We start from the raw sequence: 22,612 nt of genomic DNA on the forward strand, positions 1-22,612 counted from the left end.
TCGTTGAACGACCGAAATACTGCGTCCCAGAGGGCATCTCTATGCACAATACCTTGAATATCATTGTCGAACGCTATCCCATCGCCGGAAAATTCACAATCTCCAGAGGCTCCAAGACGGAAGCTGCCGTTGTTGTGTGTGTGATCGGCAACGGTCCCCATCAGGGGCGCGGCGAATGCGTTCCCTATGCACGCTACGGCGAGAGCATCGAAAGCGTGAGCGCACAGATCGAGGCTGCCCGCTCCGCCATCGAGAACGGCGCGACCCGACAGGATATTCAGAATCTGATGCCCGCGGGTGCCGCCCGCAATGCGGTCGATTGCGCTTTATGGGACCTTGAAGCCAAGGAAACGGGGAAAAGTGTCGCCGAGATGCTGAGCACCCCAACCCGCCCGCTTGAAACCGCAATCACCGTCTCGCTCGGCACACCTTCCGAAATGGCGGAATCGGCTGCGAAAGTCGCTCATTACCCTCTCATCAAAGTGAAAATGGGCGGAGAGAACGATATCGAAAAAATCCACGCGGTCACCCGCGCGGCGCCGAACAGCCGCATCATTATCGATGCGAACGAGGGCTGGACAGCCGACAATATTGCCCTGAACATGCGTGCGGCAGCGGACGCAGGTGTTGTTCTTATCGAACAGCCCCTTCCCGCAAATAACGATCATATTCTCAGTGAAATCGAACGGCCTGTCATTATCTGCGCTGATGAAAGCGTTCACACGTCGATTGGCCTTGAGGAACTGGCCAAGCGCTACGATGCCGTCAATATCAAGCTCGACAAAGCGGGCGGGCTGACCGAAGGTCTTCTCATGCGAGACAAGGCAATCGACCTCGGCCTTCAGATCATGGTCGGCTGCATGGTTGGGACATCGCTCGGCATGGCGCCTGCAGTGCTGCTTGCCCAGAAGGCCAACGTGGTCGACCTTGATGGACCACTGCTACTTGCCCATGACCGCGCCCCTGGGCTGCGTTACGAAGGCGCTCTGGTTTATCCGCCGGAAGCTGCCGTTTGGGGCTGATCAGAACGTCGACAACTCTCGCTTGCGATTCCATTTATCGGAGCGAGAGCTCCTTCGAATATGTCGGCACAAACATCCCAGGTGAATTGGCGGAGCACGTGCGCTGGCTCGAACGGCTCCATTTCCAGAGCCGCCAGACACGCCTCCCCAAGGTTTTCCGAAAGAACACCTGCGCCGGTTATTCCGACAACATCGCTTGATCCGGGCACGGGATAGGCTGCAACGGGAAGACCGGAAGCTATCGCTTCAAGCAAAACAAGACCGAACGTGTCCGTCCGGCTGGGAAAGACAAAGACGTCGGCTGCAGCGTAAGTTTTGGCGAGCGCGTCTCCTTCCCGTTTCCCAACAAACACCGCTTTGGGAAACCGGGTCCGAAGATCGTTGAGGGATGGACCATCTCCTACGATCAGTTTGGTGCCGGGAAGATCCAGTTCCAGAAACGCTGGCAGGTTCTTTTCCGCAGCGACGCGTCCCACGCAGAGGAACACCGGCCGTGGCAAGTCCTTTTGCACTTCAGGCCGAGGATAAAACAGCGTCTGATCGACACCGCGCGTCCAAAGGGTCAATTGCGTAAAGCCACGCGCCTTGAGATCGTCCAGAATGGACTGCGTCGGTACCAGCGTATGCTGGGCCGCGTTATGGAAATGCCGCAGGAATGCGTAAGTCCATCTGGTTGGGACAGGAAAACGCTCCCACAGATATTCGGGAAAACGTGTGTGAAAACTGGTCGTGAACGACCAGCCCATTTTCACACAAGCGCGCCGTGCCATGAATCCAAGCGGGCCTTCGGTTGCGATATGCACATAATCGGGTTGCAAGGCTTTCAAGCGGCGCTTAAGCGCGCTTGTCGCGGTCAAGGCGAGCCGGATTTCCGGGTAGGTCGGACAAGGTACTGATCGATAATCAAGCGGAGATATAACCGTGACATCATATCCCCGGTCGATCATCAAATCACGGCATTTCGTCAGCGTGCGCACAACGCCGTTGACTTGTGGATGCCAGGCGTCTGAGACGATGACGATTTTCTTCATCGGCTGAAGTTTGCCAATTCGCGAGCGGGACGCGGAAGATGGATTACCTGCGCCTCGTCGTACTCTTCGCTGCCGGAGTTGACGTTTCCTGTCATTGGGCGGCGGTCACGACGCTCCGTCCATCCGATCAACTCCATTCGACCATCAAAATGTTCGATTACAGCCGTGCAGCTTTCCACCCAGTCGCCCGTATTGATATATTCGACGCCGTTCATGCTTTCGATCGTCGCGTGGTGGATATGGCCGCAGATTACTCCATCGACGCCGATACGCTGCGCCTCCTCTGAAACCACATTCTCGAATTGGCCGATGAAATTGACCGCCTTTTTGACGCGAAATTTCGCCCAAGCCGAAAATGACCAGTAGCGCAACCCAAAAAGCGAGCGGACACGGCTCATAATCGTGTTTATCCAAATGGCGGTGTCATATGCCCAGTCGCCCAGATAGGCAATGAAGCGGGCATTACGAACAACCACATCGAACTGATCACCATGGATAACCAAAAATTTTCGACCGTCCGCCGTTTCATGAATCGCCCGGTTCATCACCTCGATGCCGCCGAAATGCGTCCCTTGGAAATTCCGCAGAAACTCGTCATGATTGCCAGCGATGTAGATGATATTGGCGCCCTTGCGGCTTTTGCGAAGCAGTTTCTGGACCACGTCGTTGTGCTCTTGCGGCCAATGCCAATTGCGCCGGAGACGCCAGCCATCAACAATATCGCCCACAAGATAGATTGTCTCCGCGTCATAATAACGGAGAAAATCCAGAAGCAGTTCGGCCTGTGCTGCTTTTGAACCGAGATGCACATCCGAAATGAAAAGCGTTCGGAGTTTTCTGGCCTGCGGAGCATCTGCGCTCATTTGGTTGTCCCCTTCAATGGCAACCTGATCTGGGCGCAGAAAACCCGATTCCTGTCACAGCGATATGACAGCTGTTTTTGTAGTGCGAAAAGCAACTTCACGTAGCTTCGAATACGCCAGGAGCGCCGACCTGAATAAATCAAATCCGCGCTCCCGGCTGTTCTTTCTAAAGCTAAGTGTTGGTCTCGTGGACTATGCGTCAAGCAACGAGTTCGACCTTTGGGCCAACATAACGCGACTGCGGACGAATGAGCTTGTTCGTTGCAGCCTGCTCCCGGCAGTGAGCTATCCACCCCATGGTTCTCCCCATGGCAAAGACACACGTGAAGGCCTCACGCGGGAAACCCAGTTGCTCAAGCAAAAGAGCGGTATAGAACTCGACATTGGTTTCGAGGGGCCGATCCGGCTTGTGGCGCTTGAGAACTGCTATGGCAGCTTTCTCAACTGCCTCAGCCAATTCAACCCGGTGTTTTCCACGTTCATGCCCAAGGGATTCGATACGCTTCAAAGCACCTTTCAGGGCATCGGCACGTGGATCACGTACCCGATAAACCCGATGACCGAACCCCATCAGCCGTTCCCCATCGGCAATTGCTGATTCAAGCCACCATTCGGCGTTCGCGGGCCTGCCGATGGCATCGAGCATATCGAGTACCGGTCCCGGAGCACCACCGTGGAGCGGTCCCTTCAATGCGCTGATCGCAGCAAGCAGAGACGAGGTCAGGCCAGCCCGTGTCGATGCCACGACGCGGGCGGCGAAGGTCGACGCATTCAATCCATGATCGCAAACTGTCACAAGGTAAGTATCCAGCCCGGCAACTTCTGCTTCATCGGGCATTGCCGCATTCATCATGCGAAGTATGTCCGCACTGTGCGGAAGCGTCGGATCAGGACGGATAGGCCGCCGTCCCTTGTGGGCGCGCAGAATGGCTGTTGTGAAAACCGCCGGTGCGGCCATCAGATGCAAAGCGGCGGTCACGTCGTCTTCATCTGGAATGCGCGCCATCAATGCGCGCAGCGCTTCTATTGGAGACATTTCCATCAATGCATCGTCAAGCGCATCGGTATGATGAAATACCTGCAAACGGGCTTCGCCCAGAGCCTGCTGAAGTTCTGCTCCTGTGGGGAGGCCTTCAAAAAAACCGTCCCATAGAAGTTCTATTCCATCTTCGACGCTGCTGTGCGGAACCAGATCGTCCAGCGATCGACCGCGAATAACCAGCCTGCCTGCAAGCCCATCGACGTCTGACAGCACGGTTTCGGCAGCGATCACGTCTTCAAGTCCGCTATTCATAGTAATTCTCCTTGTTTGCCTTTCGACATTCTCTCCAAGTATAGTTGACGTCAATCTTGATGAAATCGATCAATGTAGGGAGCAATAATGAACTGGCTTACAGCGGAAGAAGCGCTATCCATTCTTCAGACAAAGCCTCAGACGCTTTATGCCAATGTCAGTCGTGGTCGCATCCGTTCCAAGCCGCAGCCCGATGATCCCAGACGCAGCCTCTATCGATCAGAAGACGTTCATCGTCTGGCCGGCAGACGTCCGGGTCGCAATAGAGATAGTACTGTTGCTGCTGACACTATTCGCTGGGGGCTTCCGATCATGCGCTCCGGCATTTCGACCATTATTGATGGCCGTTTGCTCTATCGCGGCTGCGATGCGGCTGAGCTGTCGGAAACGGCAACATTGGAACAAGTGGCCGCCCTGCTATGGCAGATGAATTTCGACAATAGCGGCGGTGCCTGCGGAGAAATGCCGCTATGTCGACAGCAGCCATGCTCTGCGCCGTTGGAACGCCTGTTCACCACCTTTGCCGTTCGAGCAGCGAACGACCTGCCCAGTTCTGGACGTTCCGCAGCAATCCTGCAGCAAGAGGCTTTCGGTCTGCTACAATTGTTCCACAATACTGCTCTTGGCGTATCTATATCCGATATGCCCATGCATGAGCGTATTGCTTCTGTCTGGCAAAAGCCGCAGGCAAGCGATATTATTCGGCGTATTCTGGTGCTTCTGGCAGACCACGAACTCAATGCGTCGGCATTCGCAACCCGCGTCGCCGCCTCGACAGGCGCTCCATTGTCTGCAGCAACACTGGCCGGATTATCAACATTGATCGGCCCCAGACATGGCAGAGCAGCCACGGCCGCAACGGCTATTATTGCCCAAGCTCGGGAAATAGGTCCCGAAGCCGCCATCAAAGACCAGCTCAGACAAGGTACGCAAATTCATTTGTTCGGTCATCCCCTTTACAGGGAAACAGGGGACGTTCGCGCTTCCGCATTGCTGGAACAACTGGAATTGCCCGCCATCTATCGTGATTTGGAACGAAGTGCTGCGGACATCCTGGGAGAGAAACCGAATATTGATTTCGCGCTCGCCGCAGTGACTGAACTATATGAACTGCCAGCGGAGGCACCACTGCTTCTCTTTGCGCTCGCGCGCATCGCGGGTTGGCTCGCCCATGCGCTGGAACAGGTGGACAATGGATCGCTGATACGACCGAGAGCGGAATTCACTCCGCCTCATGAATAACGACGTTCACCAAATATTGTTCGTGAATATTGCGCCTTCTGGCTCTAAAAAGTGGACACATGCTCCTGTAAACCAGAATCTGGTTGATTGGACCGCTTGCTTGGTGGCATGTCTCTAAAACTTGAACAGAATGCGAGGATCGAGCCGTGGACTTGGGCCTGAAGGGTCGAAAAGCAATTGTGTGCGCTTCCAGTAAAGGGCTCGGACGAGCTTGTGCCGAGGCGCTCGCCGAAGCCGGATGCGATCTCGTTCTGAATGGACGAAATGAAGAAACGCTCGCTGCAACGGCGGATACAATTCGCAAGACGTTTGGCGTGAAGGTTGATGCGGTCGCGGCAGACATATCAAGTCCCGAAGGACAGGCTGAACTGCTATCCGCCTGCCCCGCACCTGATATTCTCGTGAACAATAATGGCGGACCGGCATTCAAGGATTTTCGCCTTCTTGATCGAGATGCCATTCTTCAAGGCGTGACACAGAATATGGTCACGCCGATAGAGCTGATCAAAGCCGTGATCGACGGGATGGTTGCACGCCGATTTGGGCGTATCGTCAACATCACATCGACATCGGTATACGCTCCCATTCCCGGCCTTGACCTCTCCTCCGGTGCCCGCGCTGGCCTGACGGCGTTTCTTGCTGGCGTCGCACGCACGGTCGCGGCATCCAATGTGACCATCAACAACATCCTTCCCGGCGCATTCGACACAGATCGTCTTCGCAACGGTTTTGCGTTCTCAGCCCAGAAGAATGGTACAACACCGGAAGAAGAAGCCGCAAAGCGGGCCTCGACAATTCCCGCCAAGCGGATAGGCCAGCCGAAAGAGTTCGGTCAGGCCTGCGCCTTCCTTTGCTCGGAACATTCCGGGTTCATTACCGGGCAGAATCTCGTTATCGATGGCGGCGCCTATCAGAGTGCGTTTTAGCAGCAGCAACCGATAGAACTGCAAATTTGGAAAAACTCATTCTCGAAAACGGGCCTACTGAGATTTGAGCCGATAGACTAAGAACAATAATGGCCCGGTGTGCGGAAGCGTCATGCAGAACCTGTATGCGAATCCGCGCCCTCCCGTGCAAATGGCTCCAGCCCTGCGCGAAAGATTTTGGAAAGCGATGCGACCATGACCAAGAAAACACCTTCCACTTCCCGTTCGGATTTCGATGAAGCAGCTTTGTTCTTCCATCGTTATCCGAAGCCCGGAAAGCTGGAAATTCAGGCGACAAAGCCCCTTGGCAACCAGCGAGATCTGGCGCTGGCCTACTCGCCTGGCGTCGCTGCGCCATGCCTCGCAATCCACGAAGACCCCGCAACCGCCGCCGAATACACGGCGCGAGGCAATCTCGTTGCCGTCGTGTCTAACGGCACTGCAGTTCTTGGCCTTGGCAATATCGGTGCGCTTGCTTCCAAACCGGTGATGGAAGGAAAAGCAGTTCTCTTCAAGAAATTCGCCGACATCGACGTGTTCGACATCGAAATTGATGCGCATGAAATCGACCGCATTGTCGACGTTGTTGCCGCTTTGGAACCAACTTTCGGCGGTATAAATCTCGAAGATATCAAGGCACCTGAGTGCTTCGAAGTCGAAGAGCAGCTTCGCGCTAAAATGAACATCCCTGTCTTCCATGACGACCAGCACGGCACGGCGATTATTGTTGCTTCCGCAGTGCTGAACGGCCTGGAACTGGCCGGCAAGAAAATCAGTGATGCCAAGATTGTCACCTCCGGTGCAGGTGCAGCGGCTCTTGCCTGCCTTAATCTCCTCGTCAATCTCGGCGCGAAGCGCGAAAATATCTGGGTCTGCGATCTCGAAGGTGTTGTCTACGAAGGCCGTAACACGCTGATGGATCGTTGGAAGGAAGTTTACGCGCAGAAGACGGACGCCCGCACTCTGGCCGACGTTATTGGTGGTGCTGACGTCTTCCTCGGCCTTTCCGCTGCCGGTGTTCTGAAGCCCGAACTTCTGAAGCAAATGGCCGAAAACCCGCTGATCATGGCGCTGGCCAATCCAAAGCCGGAGATCATGCCGGAAGAGGCACGTGCAGCTCGCGCCGATGCCATGATTTGTACCGGTCGTTCGGATTATCCAAACCAGGTCAACAACGTTCTGTGCTTTCCGTATATCTTTCGTGGCGCGCTCGACGTCGGAGCGACAGCAATCAACGAGGAAATGAAGCTGGCCGCTGTACGCGCCATCGCTGCCCTCGCCCGCGAAGAGCCTTCGGATGTCGCCGCGCGTGCCTATTCGGGCGATACGCCCACTTTCGGGCCGGACTACATCATACCGTCGCCATTTGATCAGCGCCTAATTCTGCGCATCGCCCCGGCAGTGGCGAAAGCCGCCATGGAAACAGGCGTGGCCACGCGGCCGATCGAAGACATGGAAGCCTATCTCGATCGCCTGAATCGTTTCGTCTTCCGTTCCGGTCTCATCATGAAGCCGGTGTTCGCTGCTGCTCGCGCTCAAGAAAAGCCGAAACGCGTTATTTATGCTGACGGTGAAGATGAGCGCGTGCTGCGTGCTGCTCAGGTCGTGATCGAGGAGCGGATTGCCGCACCGATCCTCGTAGGCCGCCCGCAGGTCATCGAAACACGCCTGCGTCGCTATGGTTTGAAAATCCGTCCGGGAACGGATTTCGAACTCATCAATCCCGAAGACGATCCGCGTTATCGCGACTATGTCGACCTCTATCTGTCCTATACCGGCAGACAGGGCGTCACGCCGGAAGCCGCACGTACTATCGTGCGTACAAACTCGACCGCAATTGCCGCTCTGGCCGTTATGCGCGATGAAGCTGACGCCATGATCTGTGGCCTTGAAGGCCGGTTCGAACGCCACCTCCGCGTCGTGCGCCAGATCATCGGAAAGGTTCCAGGCATCCGGGACTATTCTGCATTGAGCCTGCTGATCTCGCAGCGTGGCGCCCTCTTCCTTACAGACACTTATGTCAACGTCGAACCAAGCGCAAACGAAGTCGCCGAAATGGCAATTCTCGCCGCGAAGGAAATCAGCCGCTTCGGTATTGAGCCAAAAGCGGCCTTGGTATCGCATTCCAATTTCGGATCGAAAGAGTCAGCCAGCGCAGAAAAAATGCGCGAAGCGGCCGCAATTCTCGCCGAGAAAGCACCGGAACTCGAATCCGATGGTGAAATGCATGGAGACTCTGCTCTCTCCCAAGCGTTGCGCGACCGCGTATTCCCGAATTCGCGGCTGAAAGGTGAGGCCAATCTTCTTGTCTTCCCGAACCTCGACGCTGCAAATATTACGCTGAATGTGGTCAAAATGGTAACGGATGCTTTGCACGTGGGGCCGATTCTGCTCGGTGCGGCGCGACCTGCACACATTCTGACCCCTTCCGTTACCTCGCGCGGCGTCGTCAACATGACTGCGCTGGCAGTGGTTGAAGCATTGCAAAAATCTGGAGAAACCCTTCGCAACAAGCGGATTATTAAGAAGAGCTAAGTTAGCTTTATTTAAAACAATGATATTAGATGGCGAGTATACTTAAATATACTCGCCATTAATGTTTAATTAACTATATTTTTCAAACATGATGGCATAGTTATATCTTGCGAGGTCATCATGTCTATTATTTCATTATGTTCTAATAGAAAGCTGTTTTATTCAGTACTTTTGATAGCCTCGGCAGCGCTGGCTGGCTGCACGACGACAGCCCCCAGAGATTTGTGTACGCCAGCCGAGCAGAAACAACTGAAGAAGCATCTTCTCTCGACCCAATCGCTTCTTGACAAAAAGGAAGCCAGTCTTTCTCGTTTGAGAGAGACTGCAACTCAGGATCGCTGCATGGGAAGCCTGTTTACACCGGCCGTCAAATCAGTGCAGTGCGTCAAACTGCTCACAAAAACTGATAGACTGAAAACTGAAACGCAAACTCTACGCGAGCGCATTCACGAATTGAATATGGCGCTTGCTGGACGTCCGTCGCCATCCAGGCATGTCAAATCGTGCCGCGCTTCTTGGATCGTAACTCCCAAGAAGCCGCGATCAAAAACTGTGCTTATACCGCAGCAGAAGTCAAAAACCATAACCCGGCCCAAGGCCAAAATAGCCAGCGCCATAGCATTGCCTGTCTATGAAATTCCGGCCCCCGTCAAAGCCGAGAAGGTTGACTATATCCCCGCCTCAACGGTGCAAACATCAAACACTCCGGCCTATGTCGCCCCCGTCACATCAACACCACCCGTTGAGCGCCCTTATACGGAAAACACAAAAGTCAGGGTCGTCGGCTCAGACTTCTTTCCGGACCAATCAGCACTAGCAGGTCAGCCAGTTCCGGCCCATGCACCTGCCCCGTAAGCGCCAGCCGCAGGGGCATGAATAGGTTCTTGCCCTTGCGTCCCGTTGCAGCCTTTACAGCCTCCGTCCAGCTTTTCCAGGTTTGATGATCCCAAGGAGCAGGTGGCAGAAGGGTGAATGCTTCCCGCAGGAAAGCACGATCTTCTTCAGACAGGTCCGGCATTTCAGGTAGTTCACCGTCAACGATAGACCACCAGTGAACCACATCCTTGAAACGGTCGAGATTTCCCCGTACCGCCATCCAGAATGGTTCGGCCTTGTCGCCGGAAATGCCCAAGGCTGCCAGGCGCGGCTCGGCTTCTGAAAATGGCATCGCGTGCAGCAGGGCGCGGTTGAGCGTATCCAGCTCTGCGGGATCAAATTTTGCAGAAGACTTGGATATCGAGGCCAGATCAAAATGCTCGGCAAGACTTGCCATATTGGGTTCTGCCGAAACACTTTCCGACGTACCGATCAGAATCGCCAGTGAGGCGACTGCCATAGGCTCAAAACCTGCTTCGCGCAGTGAGCCAACAGATAGAGCGCCGGTCCGCTTTGAAAGTCCCTCGCCCGAAATCGTCGTCAGCAGATTATGGTGCCCAAAAACCGGCGCCTTGGCTCCTAACGCTTCGAAAATCGCGATCTGTACACCTGTATTCGTCACATGATCGTCGCCACGAATAATATGCGTAATACCGAGATCTATATCGTCGACCACGGACGGGAGGGTATAGAGATATGTGCCATCCTCACGCACCAGCACCGGATCGGACATTGAAGCCAGATCAACAGTTTGCGGACCGCGAACCAGGTCGTCCCAATGTACCTCGGTACGCTTGGTGTTAAAGGGATCGACATCAAAATTGGGCAGCAGGAAACGCCAGTGGGGCTTGCGCCCTTCGGCTTCAAAGGCTGCTTTCTCTTCGTCAGTCAGTTTTAAGCCTTCGCGGCCATATACCGGCGGAAGCCGACGTGCGAGACGCAACTTGCGGCGTCGCTCCAGTTCTTCAGCCGTTTCATAACAAGCATAGAGCAGGCCCGCCTGTTTGAGCTTCTCCACTGCCTTGGCATAAACATCAAAACGCTTCGATTGATATTCGACACGATCAGGTTTGACACCGAGCCAATCGAGATCGACGGCAATTGCCTGTGCGTACTCTTCCCTGGATCGCTCAACATCGGTATCGTCATAGCGCAGTATGAACTTGCCGCCATTCTTTTGAGCGAAAAGCCAATTTGAAAGCGCCGTGCGCGTATTGCCAATATGAATATAGCCCGTCGGCGACGGAGCAAAACGAACGATTACGGTCATTTCAATGTCTTTCAGCGGTCGCGGAAGCGGTTCGTTATAGGGTAGCGGCGATCGCGTCCGAAATTCTTCTTGGTAATTTTGACACCAGGTGCCGATTGTCGGCGCTTATATTCAGCCAGATAAAGCAGATGCTCTATCCGTTGAACCGTTTCGAGCGGATGACCGCGAGCAGCAATCTCGGTGTTGCTCATTTCATTCTCGACGAGGCATTCAAGGATATCGTCCAGAGCCGGATAGGGAGGCAAGCTGTCCTGATCCGTTTGGTTTTCGCGCAGCTCAGCGGATGGAGCCTTGGAAATGATGTTGTGGGGGATTACTTCACCCGATGGGCCAAGCGCGCCATTCGGTACATGGCTGTTACGCCATTCGGACATCGCATAGACTTGCATCTTGTAGACATCCTTGATCGGATTGAACCCGCCATTCATGTCGCCGTAAAGCGTCGCATAGCCCACCGACATTTCAGACTTATTGCCTGTAGTGACAACCATCGAACCGAACTTGTTCGAAACCGCCATCAGAATGGTTCCGCGTGCACGGCTCTGCAGGTTTTCTTCGGTAACACCACTCTCGGTTCCCGAAAACAGCGGATGCAGCGCTTCAAGAAAGCCCTCAACCGGTGCGGCGATTGGAACAATATCGTATCGAACACCGAGCGCCTTTGCACAGTCAGCGGCATCTTTCAGCGACTCGTCGGAGGTGTAGCGGTAAGGCAGCATGATGCAGCGAACGCGGTCCTTGCCCAAGGCGTCGACGCCCAAGGCCGCACAGATTGCCGAATCAATGCCGCCCGAGAGCCCGAGAACGACATCCCTGAAACCGTTCTTGTTCACATAGTCACGCAAGCCCAGCATGCAGGCTGAATAATCGGCTTCGAGCCCTTCTGGAAGAATGGCCTTCTCCCCTTCTTCGCAGCGCCAGCCATCATTCTCTTTGTTCCAAATGGTCAGCGAAATCTGTTCCGCGAACTGCGGCATTTGCAGACAGAGCGAGCGGTCGGCATTGAACGCGAACGAACCGCCATCGAATACCAGTTCATCCTGTCCGCCAACCTGATTGGCATAAACCATCGGCAATTCGGTTTCGATTACCTGTTTCAGGACAACCTGATGCCGTCGGTCCATCTTCGCACGGTGATAGGGCGAACCATTCGGCACGAGTAAAATTTCTGCCCCACTCTCCGCCAGCGTTTCGGCGACACCGAGATCGCCCCAAATATCTTCACAGATGGGAATGCCGATGCGGACACCGCGGAAATTGATCGGTCCCGGCATCGGACCTGCCTCAAATACGCGCTTCTCATCAAACTCGCCATAATTCGGCAGATCAACCTTAAACCGTTCGGCAATCACCTCCCCCGCGTCCAGAACCGCGATAGAGTTATGCAGTCCGCTCTCACGCTTAAGGGGCGTACCGATGATAACACCTGGACCGCCGTCGGCGGTATCACTTGCGAGCTCCTGAACGGCCTTTTCGCACGCCGCAAGAAAGGACGGTTTTAAAACCAGATCTTCCGGTGGGTAACCGGAGATGAACAGTTCTGTAAACAAAATGAGATCGGCCTGCATCCTGGCGGCTTCAGCGCGCGCCGCGCGTGCCTTGGCCAGGTTTCCGGCGATATCGCCCATGACGGGATTGAGCTGCGCAACGGCAATACGGAGCATGGCAAGATTCTCGTAAGAGGCTAACATGTTCAAGGTTTAGCGCGCTTGCGCAAACAAATGCAACGGATGCAATCAGTCGACCACTTTGTTTGTCAGGCGAGATACGTGCTGGCTAGAATATAGCCCCAGACCGCGACGACGAACAGGATGGAAATAAGAACGGCGAGCGATCCGCAGTCCTTTGCAATCTGAATTTCCTTATGAAAATCCCGCGAGACGGCATCACATGTCGCCTCAATACCGGTGTTCAGCACTTCCACAAGGATGAGAAACAGGATCGATCCGGTCATCAAAAGGAAAGCAAGCCAGGTCGGCGCGAAGAAGAACGCCACCGGAAGTGATAGAAGAAGCAGCACCAGTTCCTGTTGAACTGCCTTTTCATGTCCTGCGAGGTATTTCAGTGCCCGCATCGAGTTGAGAAAAGCCAGGAATATGCGTTGCATCATTACCCTCAATCAAACTGGTTACGTCATCAGCCCGCAGATCGGATTCGATTTTGGAAAACACGATGCGTAGATTCAATAGGTTAGAGCGTCCTGATACGTCCGTTCGGACGTATGACACACCAACGCAATCAATAGGTGAGTTTTACTGAAAAGCAACAGGGCGGGATCGCCTCCCGCCCTGCAAGCTCCATTATATGCGAATCTGGTCAGGCGCTTACGACCTGCTTGTCGACACCAGCGTCGCGTTCCTTCTTCAGCAGTTCAGCCAGCAAGAACGCCAGTTCCAGCGCTTGATCCGCGTTGAGACGCGGATCGCAATGCGTGTGGTAACGATCATGCAGGTCTTCCGCCGAGATCGCACGCGCGCCGCCCGTGCATTCGGTCACATTCTTGCCGGTCATCTCGACATGGATGCCGCCTGGATGCGTACCTTCGGCGCGATGGATCGCGAAAAAGGACTCCACTTCCTTGAGAATACGGTCGAACGGACGCGTCTTGTATCCACCGGCGGTAATCGTGTTGCCATGCATCGGATCGCAAGACCATACGACCTTACGACCTTCCTTCTCGACAGCACGGATCAACTGCGGCAGATGATCGCCAACCTTGTCGTAGCCAAAGCGCGCAATCAATGTCAGACGCCCGGCTTCGTTTTCCGGATTCAGCAGATCGATCAGCCGGATGAGATCATCCGGCTGCAAGGACGGACCGCACTTGAGACCAAGCGGGTTCTTGATGCCCCGGCAATATTCAATATGCGCATGGTCAGCCTGACGTGTGCGATCACCAATCCAGATCATATGGCCGGACGTGCCATACCAATCACCGGAGGTCGAATCCACGCGGGTCAGCGCTTCTTCATAGCCAAGAAGCAGCGCTTCGTGGCTGGTGTAGAAATCGGTTTCGCGTAGCGAGTGATTGCTATCCGCCGTAATTCCGATAGCACGCATGAAGTTCATGGTCTCGGAGATACGCTGCGCCAAAGCTGCATAGCGTTCCGCCTGCGGGCTCTTGCCGACAAAGCCGAGCATCCACTGATGAACGTTCTCCAGATTGGCGTAGCCGCCCTGAGCGAATGCGCGCAACAGGTTAAGCGTCGCCGCCGACTGGCGGTATGCCATATCCTGACGCTGTGGATCCGGAATACGCGACGCCGCATCGAACTCGATACCGTTGATGATGTCACCGCGATAGGACGGCAGTTCCACCCCGTTCAGCGTTTCCATATCCGACGAGCGTGGCTTGGCAAATTGACCGGCAATACGACCGACCTTCACAACCGGCTTTGAAGCACCGAATGTGAGTACGACAGCCATCTGAAGAAAGACGCGGAAAAAGTCGCGGATATTGTCCGCGCCGTGTTCCGCGAAGCTCTCCGCGCAATCGCCACCCTGGAGCAGAAATGCCTTTCCTTCCGCCACTTCGGCCAGTTGCTGCTTCAGCTTGCGCGCCTCACCTGCAAAAACCAGCGGCGGATAGGTACGAAGACGGGCCTCAACGTCGTTCAAAGCCTGTGCGTCTGGATAAAACGGCACTTGCTTGATCGGTTTGTTTCTCCAGGAATGCGGGGTCCAGTTCTTCGTCATTTGAGCACCTGTTTGCTTCTATCCGCTCGATTTCTCTCGGATTATATCCTCCTTACACGAAAGCCGGAATTCCTTGAGCGGCAACCCGCATCTGACACAGATGACAGCCTGCCCCGGAAAACCGGCGTGCGTGGTCGCGCTGATATAATGCACGCTGGGATTTTATGCCAGCAATATTCGTTAACCGGAGAAACTGGCTGCGAAAGATTCAGTCATCAACTTTCTTACCATTCACGACACGATAGGTCGGCTTGTACATCGTGACCAGCTCTTCGGCTGCCGTCGGATGCACGGCCATGGTGCGATCGAAGTCATCCTTGGTGGCACCAGCCTTGAGCGAAATACCCAGCAGCTGGGCCATTTCTCCGGCATCCGGCCCCATAATATGGGCACCGACAACCCGGCGGCTCGCCGCATCGACGATGAGTTTCATGAGCATTTTTTCATTGCGGCCGGAAAGCGTGTTCTTCATCGGGCGGAAAAGCGCCTTGTAAACCTCGATTTCAGGATACTTCTTCGCCGCCTCATCTTCCGGCAAACCAACCGTGCCGATCTCTGGCTGCGAAAATACGGCGGTCGCAATCAGTTCGTGGTCAGGCTTCGTCGGATTGTTCTTGAAAGCAGTTTCCAGGAAGCACATGGCTTCATGAATTGCTACCGGCGTCAGTTGAACTCGATTGGTGACATCGCCTACCGCCCAGATATTCGCGACATTGGTGCGCGAATAATCATCGACAAGGATGGCACCAAGTTCATCCATCTCCACGCCCGCTCTCTCAAGTCCGAGACCGGTTATATTGGCCTTGCGCCCGATGGCCATCATTGCCTGGCCGACTTCGAGTGTGTCACCATTGTTTAGCGAAATTTTCAAATCGCCATCGGGTTGCTTCTCGATCTTCTCGAAAACTGCGCCGCAGATGATGCGGATGCCCTTTGCCTCCATCGTTTCATGCAAAAGATGGCGCAGGTCAGGGTCGAAACGGGAGAGGATTTCCTGGCCGCGATAAACCAGTGTCGTCTCAACACCGAGGCCGTGGAATATGTTCGCGAATTCAACGGCGATATACCCGCCACCCGCGATCGCAATTGCCTTCGGCAGTTCGGTGAGATGAAACGCTTCGTTGGAACTGATGCAATATTCATGCCCCGGCATGGTTTCAGGCATGCTTGGATGACCGCCCGTCGCAATCAGTATCTGGTCTGCCGTGACCCGGCGACCATCGGCCTTCAGTTCGATCGTATGTTCATCAATCAGTTCGGCACGGCTGGCGAAAATCTCGACCTGCGAGTTCTGAAGGCCTTTGGTATAAAGGCCCTCCAGCCGGGTGATTTCCTTATCCTTGGCATCTATCAGCTTTTTCCAGTTGAATGCGGAAGCACCAACCTTCCAGCCGTAACCGGCTGCATCCTCAAAATGTTCCGGAAACTGGGAAGCATAGACGAAAAGCTTCTTGGGCACACAGCCACGAATAACGCAGGTTCCGCCCATACGGTATTCTTCTGCAAGACCAACCTTTTTCCCCATCGCTCCGGCCAGGCGCCCTGCCCTGACACCGCCGGAACCGCCGCCGATAACAAAAAGATCATAGTCGAAGCCGGTCATGGGAGTCTCCAATCCATATTACATTGGCCGATATGTAGGCAAAACAAAAAGCCCGGCCAAGTGACCGGGCTTTTAAATTCCGCGTTACCGTCAGAAATTACTGCTGTGCGGGCTGCGCCGGAGCAGCAGCAGCGCCAGCCTGTGCCGCCAGAACTTCAGCCACGCTGGTTGCGAGATCCCGCGCGATGCCGTTCTGCCAAATATTTGCGGCCTTCACGACTTCACGCGTCACAATCGGGCCTTCCGACAGAAGCTTCTTACCCGCAGGCGACGTATAAAACGCTGCGATAGCCTTCAATTCGTCTTCCGAAAAGGCTTTCGCGTAAGCGCGAGCGGATTCGGTTTCGAGATCAGAACGACGCGAAGCGAGAGCAAGAGCCTTGTCATCGACCGTCTTGGTAATGAGGGCTTCCAGGTTCGGATCTTTCTGGATCAGCTCACCCTTTAGTGCGCGGGCAGCATTCGGAAGAATCTCGTCGAACTGCTCGGTAGCATTGATCGCGGAAATAGCAGCGCGGGCCGCTTCCAGATGAGCTTCTGTGATTTCCTGTGCAGATGCCGCATGAATGCCCGACATCAGTACGAGTGCGGAAAACGGTGCAATCAGACGGCGAAAGCCAGTTGCCGGGATCATATGGTCAGTACTCCGTTCAATCAGTTCAGGATCGGTTCATGGTGCGGATGCCGTCGTTGCCGGCAATCACTGCCGCACGCGCCAGTCCGATGAAAAGTCCGTGCTCGACAACGCCTGGAATTGCGAAGAGAGCGTCAGATAGTGTCTTTGGATCGGGAATGCGGCCAAAAGATGCATCCACGATATAATGCCCACCATCTGTTATGAAGGGTGAGCCATCTTTTAAACGCAGCACCAGCGGGCCTGCAAGACCACACTTTGCAGCTGCTTCTTCAATCGCGCGCATCGTTGCGCCGAGACCGAAGCGATTGACTTCCACAGGCAAAGGAAAACGTCCAAGCGTTTCAACCACCTTTGAACTGTCAGCAATAACGATCATCGCGTCAGAGGCAGCAGCCACGATCTTTTCGCGAAGAAGAGCTCCGCCACCGCCCTTGATGAGTGAAAGCTCGGCATCAACTTCATCGGCGCCATCCACGGTAAGATCAAGATGAGGCGTTTCGTCAAGCGTCGTAAGCGGAACCCCGAGTTCCTCGCAAAGTTTCGCGGTGCGTTCGGAAGTGGGCACTCCAATTACCTTGAAGCCGTTATTTACCTTTTCGGCGAGCAGGCGTACGAACTCCTCGGCCGTTGAACCTGTACCGATCCCCAGACGCATTCCATCCTTGACATGCGAAAGAGCTTCTGCGGCGGCAGCGATTTTCAGCTTGCGAGCTTCGTCCATACCCAAATTCCCGATGGTCCCCTGCGGATTCTCATTGTCACCTGGTTCGCCTCTAGCATGCGGGCGCGGCACAACAAAGCGCCTAATCGAACTATGACGCAGAATTTCGACTTTTAAGCAAATCTGATCGCGAGGTTGAGCCCGAGGCGACAATCAGATAGGAACTTCTTTGTCCCTACTTCAAACACGAGAAGCTAATGTCTGCTGCTAATCCCAAGCCCATCATCGTTTTTGATCTCGACGGAACTCTTGTCGATACAGCACCCGACCTTCTCGACAGCCTCAACCACTGCCTCGCCATCTCAGGTCTGAACACAGCGGATCGTGAATCGTTGCGGAGATTCGTCGGCCAAGGCGGACGCGTCATGATCGAGCGTGCCTTTGCCGCCCAGCAGAAACAGCCTGACGAAGCCCAACTCGATAATCTCGTGGAGGAATTCCGCGAACATTATGCCAATCATATGCCGGGACATTCGACTTTCTTTCCCGGCGTCCTTGAAGCAATGGACCGTTTCACGGCACACGGTTACGAGCTGGCCGTCTGCACCAACAAATTCGAATCCCTGTCGGTCAAGCTGCTGACCTCAATGGGTGAAGCGGGACGGTTTGCGGCAATTTGCGGCTCCGACACTTTTGCCTATCGCAAGCCCGATCCACGTCACCTTACCGACACCATCGCACGCGCAGGCGGCAATCGCGAACGGGCCATCATGGTTGGCGATAGCCGAACTGACATCGACACAGCGAAGGCAGCTGGCATTCCCGTTGTTGCCGTTGATTTCGGATATACCGACCTTCCTGTCCAACATTACGGTCCAAGCCGTGTTATCTCGCATTTCGACGAGTTCACTCTCGAAATGGCTGGGCAACTGATTGATGCGGTGGCCGATCCCGTATAGGGAGAATGATAAATGATTACGAAGCATTTTCTGATATTTGGCATCGTTCTTTTAGCCATCACATCAACGGTGTCTGCGAATGACGGATCACCGGGCCTGCCCGGAGTCCAGCCTCAACGGCCCATCGTAGCCGCTCCGCCGCCTGTCCCGGAACCAGATCAGAAACCGAATGGAGATTGGAAGAATTTTCGTATCGGCAATACCGACGTGTCAATTTCGGGCAGCATAACCGTCGATGTCGGCACCGGGAATAGTCGCACGTCCCGCCGCTAATTTCGGCTGGCGCGGGCCAGCGTCGACAGGACGGCAGGTAGCTGAGCTGGCAAGTCTTCGGCGATCAGGCCATGACCGAAGCGTCGGGCAGCATCGGCGTGCATCCATACCGAGGCGCAGGCAGCCGCAAATGCGGGCATGCCCTGCGCAAGCAAGCCGCACACAATACCAGCCAGAACATCCCCTGACCCTGCTGTCGCCAGCAAGGGTGTTCCATTGGCATTGATGACCGCAAGTCCATCTGGATGCGCGATTACAGTATCGGGCCCCTTGTAAATAACGACAGCATTGGCGCGCTTTGCAGCCTCACGCGCCTTGTCAACTTTCGAGCCGGGGTTCCTTGCTATATCCGGAAAGAGCCGCCGGAACTCTCCTTCATGCGGCGTCAATACGAGCGCGGTCCTGCATCCTTGGCGCTTGTCAAAAAGCTCGGCTGGATTCTGTTCAAAAGCCGTGATCCCGTCAGCGTCCAGAACGAGACCATGAAATCCCGCCAGTTCGCCGCCCGCCAGATACAGAGCATGCTCACGCGCCAATAAGGGGTTGCCATAACCGGGGCCGAGAGCCGCCGCTGCGACCCTGCGTTCCGCACAAAATTGACGAACATCTCTCAAACCGCGCGTTTCATGAACCATGATACTGGTGAGATGAGCGGCATTTACCGCCATCGCATCAGGCGGAGAGAGAAGTGTTACCGCCCCTGCACCCATGCGAGCTGCGGCGAGAGCCGACAGGCGCGCCGCGCCTGTCGAATGGGCGCCACCTGAAAACACAACAGCATGGCCACGACTATATTTATATGCCTCAACTCCTAAAACTGGCAGAGCGCTTTCCCAGAGGTCAGGAGTGTTTTCAAAAACAAGCGGTTCGATCTTTGTCAGTACGTGATCAGGAATACCAATATCCGCGACATGAAGAACGCCGCAATGAGCCCTTCCCGGCTGCAAAAGATGCCCCGGCTTTTTACGAAAGAAGGTGACCGTTGCACGCGCGCGGATTGCCGTACCCAGAATTTCTCCACTTGCGCCGGATATGCCGCTGGGCAGATCAACCGCCACAATCGGTAAGTCCGATGCATTGACAGCGTCAATTGCCACGGCTTCGGCTCCATGAATACTGCGAGCCAACCCTGCGCCGAACAAGGCATCGATCACGCCGCCAAAACTCGCGGCTGAAAATTCACCCAAATTGGAAACAGGCCCCTTGTAGAAAAGCGATGCGCGCATGGCGTCCGAACCGTTGCGAGGCGAAGCGGATGTAAAGCATACAACTTCAAAACCTGCCTCCAGAAGGAACTGCGCCGCAATATAGCCATCGCCGCCATTATTGCCTGGCCCGCACAGAACCGCGACAGGTGCGTTGCGCGGAAACATCCGTTGTGCCACATCTGCGACAGCACGTCCTGCTGCAAGCATCAGCGAGAAACCATCCTTGATTCCACTCTCGATGGCATATTGGTCAGCTTCTGCCATTTCCTGCGGTGTCAGCAACTCGTACATCGCGTCCCTTTTCAACACAGCTAACGGCCATGATTAAATACGCGGCACCGGACTTTATGCAAGCCTGCCCTGTTTTGATGCAATATGACTAATTTTTAGCCAGTTGCATTGCGGCAATAGACCCTATTTCATTGCCGACCTGCAGACTGCAGCTTGCACAAGCGTTGTTAATAGTGCCACTGTGCCTGCGGATGAATGAAAACAAAGAAAATTCATACAAGACTTCAAACTGGCACACTTCATGCTTCTGTACTGGTGAAGCGGGCACGACGCCCATTTCCGAAGAAGAGCGGAGACCATTCTCTGATGAAAAAGATCGAAGCCATCATAAAGCCTTTCAAGCTGGATGAAGTGAAGGAAGCCCTTCAGGAAGTCGGCTTGCAGGGGATCACTGTCATCGAAGCCAAGGGCTTTGGACGACAGAAAGGTCATACCGAGCTTTACCGCGGCGCCGAATATGTCGTCGACTTTCTGCCCAAGGTGAAAGTTGAGGTTATCGTCGCAGACGAAACCGTGGACAGCGCTATCGAAGCCATCCGCAAGGCTGCCCAGACGGGACGCATCGGCGATGGCAAGATTTTCGTCTCCAACATCGAAGAAGTTATCCGTATCCGTACCGGTGAATCCGGCGTGGATGCCATCTGACAAGACCTGCGTACAATCCATCGTCGCGCAAACAGGGAATTAAAATGACGACTGCCAACGATATTCTCAAACAAATCAAAGACAACGACATCAAGTTTGTCGACCTTCGCTTCACCGATCCGAAGGGTAAGCTGCAGCACGTTACGATGGATATCGGCCTCGTTGACGAAGACATGTTTGTCGACGGCGTGATGTTCGACGGCTCTTCCATTGCCGGCTGGAAGGCAATCAATGAATCCGACATGGTTCTGATGCCGGACCCAACTACGGCCCATATTGATCCGTTCTTCGCTCAGTCTACCCTCGTCATCCTTTGCGACATTCTCGATCCCATTTCGGGCGAAGCCTATGGCCGCGATCCGCGCACGACCGCAAAGAAGGCCGAAGCCTACATGAAATCGCTCGGAATCGGCGACACCGTCTATGTCGGCCCGGAAGCCGAATTCTTTGTCTTTGACGACGTGAAGTACAAGGCTGACCCGTACAATACCGGTTTCAAGCTCGATTCGACCGAACTTCCGTCGAATGACGACACTGATTATGAAACGGGCAACCTCGGTCACCGTCCACGCGTCAAGGGTGGCTATTTCCCGGTTCCGCCGATCGATAGCGCGCAGGACATGCGCTCGGAAATGCTGACTGTTCTCACCGAAATGGGCGTCACGGTCGAAAAGCACCATCACGAAGTCGCCGCTGCCCAGCACGAACTTGGCGTCAAATTCGACACGCTGGTACGCAATGCCGACAAGATGCAGATTTTCAAGTATGTCGTGCATCAGGTCGCCAATGCTTACGGTAAAACGGCAACCTTCATGCCGAAGCCGATCTTCGGCGATAATGGCTCCGGGATGCACGTTCACTTCTCGATCTGGAAGGAAGGCAAGCCGACTTTCGCCGGTAACGAATATGCTGGCCTGTCGGAAAACTGCCTCTATTTCATCGGCGGCGTCATCAAGCACGCCAAGGCCGTGAACGCCTTTACCAATCCGTCGACCAACTCTTACAAGCGCCTGGTTCCGGGTTATGAAGCCCCGGTTCTGCTTGCCTACTCGGCTCGCAACCGTTCGGCTTCCTGCCGTATTCCGTTCGGTAATTCGCCGAAATCCAAGCGTCTTGAAGTTCGCTTCCCTGATCCGGCTGCGAACCCATATCTTTGCTTCGCCGCCCTGCTGATGGCTGGTCTTGACGGTATCAAGAACAAGATTCATCCGGGCCAGGCCATGGACAAGGATCTTTACGATCTGCCAGCCAAGGAACTGAAGAAGATTCCGACTGTCTGCGGCTCGCTGCGTGAAGCCCTGCAGTCGCTCGACAAGGATCGTGAGTTCCTCAAGGCTGGCGGTGTGTTCGATGACGATCAGATCGACAGCTTCATCGAACTCAAGATGGCCGAAGTGATGCGTTACGAAACGACGCCGCATCCGATCGAGTACGACATGTACTACTCGGTTTAAGAACACTGCGCGGACGCGTAATCCGTTCGCGCGATTTCTTTTGCCTTTACCGAGGGGAACGACGCGCAACAATTGATTGCGCGCGCAAAAGAAATCCCGGCATTGCCGGGATTTCTTTATTAGATC

Annotated in this window: 19 protein-coding genes; 8 read left to right on the top strand and 11 right to left on the bottom strand. The window is 54.7% G+C overall.

The genetic code is table 11. The features are described 5' to 3' along the window. Positions 1 to 41 precede the first annotated feature (41 nt). Complete coding sequence (gene dgcA / locus AC0TNJ_RS04250) at positions 42 to 1,022, top strand: N-acetyl-D-Glu racemase DgcA (protein WP_473770349.1); 981 nt, start codon at positions 42 to 44, stop codon at positions 1,020 to 1,022. Here dgcA and AC0TNJ_RS04255 read toward each other — a convergent pair. The 3 genes from AC0TNJ_RS04255 to AC0TNJ_RS04265 all read right to left on the bottom strand — a co-directional run bounded on the left by AC0TNJ_RS04255 (position 992) and on the right by AC0TNJ_RS04265 (position 4,210). Further along, entirely contained in the window at positions 992 to 2,053 is a 1,062-nt protein-coding gene (locus AC0TNJ_RS04255) for a glycosyltransferase family 4 protein (protein WP_473770350.1), read from the bottom strand. The two genes, dgcA and AC0TNJ_RS04255, sit on opposite strands and share 31 nt — an antisense overlap. Further along, a complete protein-coding gene (locus tag AC0TNJ_RS04260; protein ID WP_473770351.1) occupies positions 2,050 to 2,916 on the bottom strand; it encodes a UDP-2,3-diacylglucosamine diphosphatase in 867 nt (288 codons plus the stop codon). The genes AC0TNJ_RS04255 and AC0TNJ_RS04260 overlap by 4 nt, the downstream gene beginning before the upstream one ends. Before the next feature lie 199 nt (positions 2,917 to 3,115). Then, positions 3,116 to 4,210 carry a citrate synthase/methylcitrate synthase gene (locus AC0TNJ_RS04265; protein ID WP_122001695.1) on the bottom strand — a complete coding sequence of 365 codons (1,095 nt, stop codon included), beginning with the start codon at positions 4,208 to 4,210 and terminating at the stop codon, positions 3,116 to 3,118. A gap of 87 nt (positions 4,211 to 4,297) precedes the next feature. Between AC0TNJ_RS04265 and AC0TNJ_RS04270 the strand changes: the two genes are divergently transcribed. From AC0TNJ_RS04270 to AC0TNJ_RS04285, 4 genes are all read left to right on the top strand, one after another. Further along, on the top strand, positions 4,298 to 5,452 hold the full coding sequence (locus AC0TNJ_RS04270; RefSeq protein WP_473770352.1) for a citrate synthase: 1,155 nt from the start codon (positions 4,298 to 4,300) through the stop codon (positions 5,450 to 5,452). A 146-nt stretch (positions 5,453 to 5,598) separates the two neighbouring features. Beyond that, positions 5,599 to 6,378: an SDR family oxidoreductase gene (locus AC0TNJ_RS04275; protein ID WP_122001693.1), complete on the top strand. Its 780-nt coding sequence runs from the start codon at positions 5,599 to 5,601 to the stop codon at positions 6,376 to 6,378. A gap of 195 nt (positions 6,379 to 6,573) precedes the next feature. Beyond that, positions 6,574 to 8,913, top strand: coding sequence for an NADP-dependent malic enzyme (locus AC0TNJ_RS04280; protein WP_473769048.1), 2,340 nt, complete (start codon positions 6,574 to 6,576; stop codon positions 8,911 to 8,913). Positions 8,914 to 9,033: 120 nt separating this feature from the next. After that, on the top strand, positions 9,034 to 9,768 hold the full coding sequence (locus AC0TNJ_RS04285) for a hypothetical protein (protein WP_473770353.1): 735 nt from the start codon (positions 9,034 to 9,036) through the stop codon (positions 9,766 to 9,768). On the opposite strand, the gene gltX is transcribed toward AC0TNJ_RS04285, so the two are convergent. The 7 genes from gltX to rpiA form a co-directional block, all read right to left on the bottom strand. Further along, the gene (gene gltX, locus AC0TNJ_RS04290; RefSeq protein ID WP_473770354.1) at positions 9,686 to 11,059 is read right to left on the bottom strand and encodes a glutamate--tRNA ligase; all 1,374 of its coding nucleotides are present in this window, start codon (positions 11,057 to 11,059) and stop codon (positions 9,686 to 9,688) included. The genes AC0TNJ_RS04285 and gltX overlap by 83 nt on opposite strands. Before the next feature lie 11 nt (positions 11,060 to 11,070). Beyond that, the gene (locus AC0TNJ_RS04295; protein WP_473770384.1) at positions 11,071 to 12,750 is read right to left on the bottom strand and encodes an NAD+ synthase; all 1,680 of its coding nucleotides are present in this window, start codon (positions 12,748 to 12,750) and stop codon (positions 11,071 to 11,073) included. Positions 12,751 to 12,815: 65 nt separating this feature from the next. After that, positions 12,816 to 13,166 carry a diacylglycerol kinase gene (locus tag AC0TNJ_RS04300; RefSeq protein ID WP_122001740.1) on the bottom strand — a complete coding sequence of 117 codons (351 nt, stop codon included), beginning with the start codon at positions 13,164 to 13,166 and terminating at the stop codon, positions 12,816 to 12,818. A 209-nt stretch (positions 13,167 to 13,375) separates the two neighbouring features. Beyond that, positions 13,376 to 14,755 (bottom strand): class II 3-deoxy-7-phosphoheptulonate synthase, encoded by a 1,380-nt coding sequence (locus AC0TNJ_RS04305; protein ID WP_473769046.1) that lies wholly within the window; start codon positions 14,753 to 14,755, stop codon positions 13,376 to 13,378. A gap of 208 nt (positions 14,756 to 14,963) precedes the next feature. Next, a complete protein-coding gene (gene gor, locus AC0TNJ_RS04310; RefSeq protein WP_473770355.1) occupies positions 14,964 to 16,358 on the bottom strand; it encodes a glutathione-disulfide reductase in 1,395 nt (464 codons plus the stop codon). A 97-nt stretch (positions 16,359 to 16,455) separates the two neighbouring features. Continuing rightward, a complete protein-coding gene (locus AC0TNJ_RS04315; protein WP_122001687.1) occupies positions 16,456 to 16,992 on the bottom strand; it encodes a DUF2059 domain-containing protein in 537 nt (178 codons plus the stop codon). A gap of 25 nt (positions 16,993 to 17,017) precedes the next feature. Beyond that, positions 17,018 to 17,716, bottom strand: coding sequence for a ribose-5-phosphate isomerase RpiA (rpiA, locus tag AC0TNJ_RS04320; RefSeq protein WP_473770356.1), 699 nt, complete (start codon positions 17,714 to 17,716; stop codon positions 17,018 to 17,020). A 197-nt stretch (positions 17,717 to 17,913) separates the two neighbouring features. On the opposite strand from rpiA, the gene AC0TNJ_RS04325 reads away from it, so the two are divergent. Then, positions 17,914 to 18,615 (top strand): HAD family hydrolase, encoded by a 702-nt coding sequence (locus AC0TNJ_RS04325; RefSeq protein ID WP_473769044.1) that lies wholly within the window; start codon positions 17,914 to 17,916, stop codon positions 18,613 to 18,615. 269 nt (positions 18,616 to 18,884) lie between these two features. On the opposite strand, the gene AC0TNJ_RS04330 is transcribed toward AC0TNJ_RS04325, so the two are convergent. Continuing rightward, entirely contained in the window at positions 18,885 to 20,387 is a 1,503-nt protein-coding gene (locus tag AC0TNJ_RS04330; RefSeq protein ID WP_473770357.1) for an NAD(P)H-hydrate dehydratase, read from the bottom strand. A 306-nt stretch (positions 20,388 to 20,693) separates the two neighbouring features. Between AC0TNJ_RS04330 and AC0TNJ_RS04335 the strand changes: the two genes are divergently transcribed. Together AC0TNJ_RS04335 and glnA are read left to right on the top strand one after the other, a co-directional pair. After that, positions 20,694 to 21,032: a P-II family nitrogen regulator gene (locus AC0TNJ_RS04335; RefSeq protein WP_002964122.1), complete on the top strand. Its 339-nt coding sequence runs from the start codon at positions 20,694 to 20,696 to the stop codon at positions 21,030 to 21,032. A 44-nt stretch (positions 21,033 to 21,076) separates the two neighbouring features. Further along, positions 21,077 to 22,486 carry a type I glutamate--ammonia ligase gene (glnA, locus tag AC0TNJ_RS04340; RefSeq protein WP_473769042.1) on the top strand — a complete coding sequence of 470 codons (1,410 nt, stop codon included), beginning with the start codon at positions 21,077 to 21,079 and terminating at the stop codon, positions 22,484 to 22,486. Positions 22,487 to 22,612: the final 126 nt, after the last annotated feature.

The organism is Ochrobactrum sp. PL_is483, from assembly GCF_055816855.1.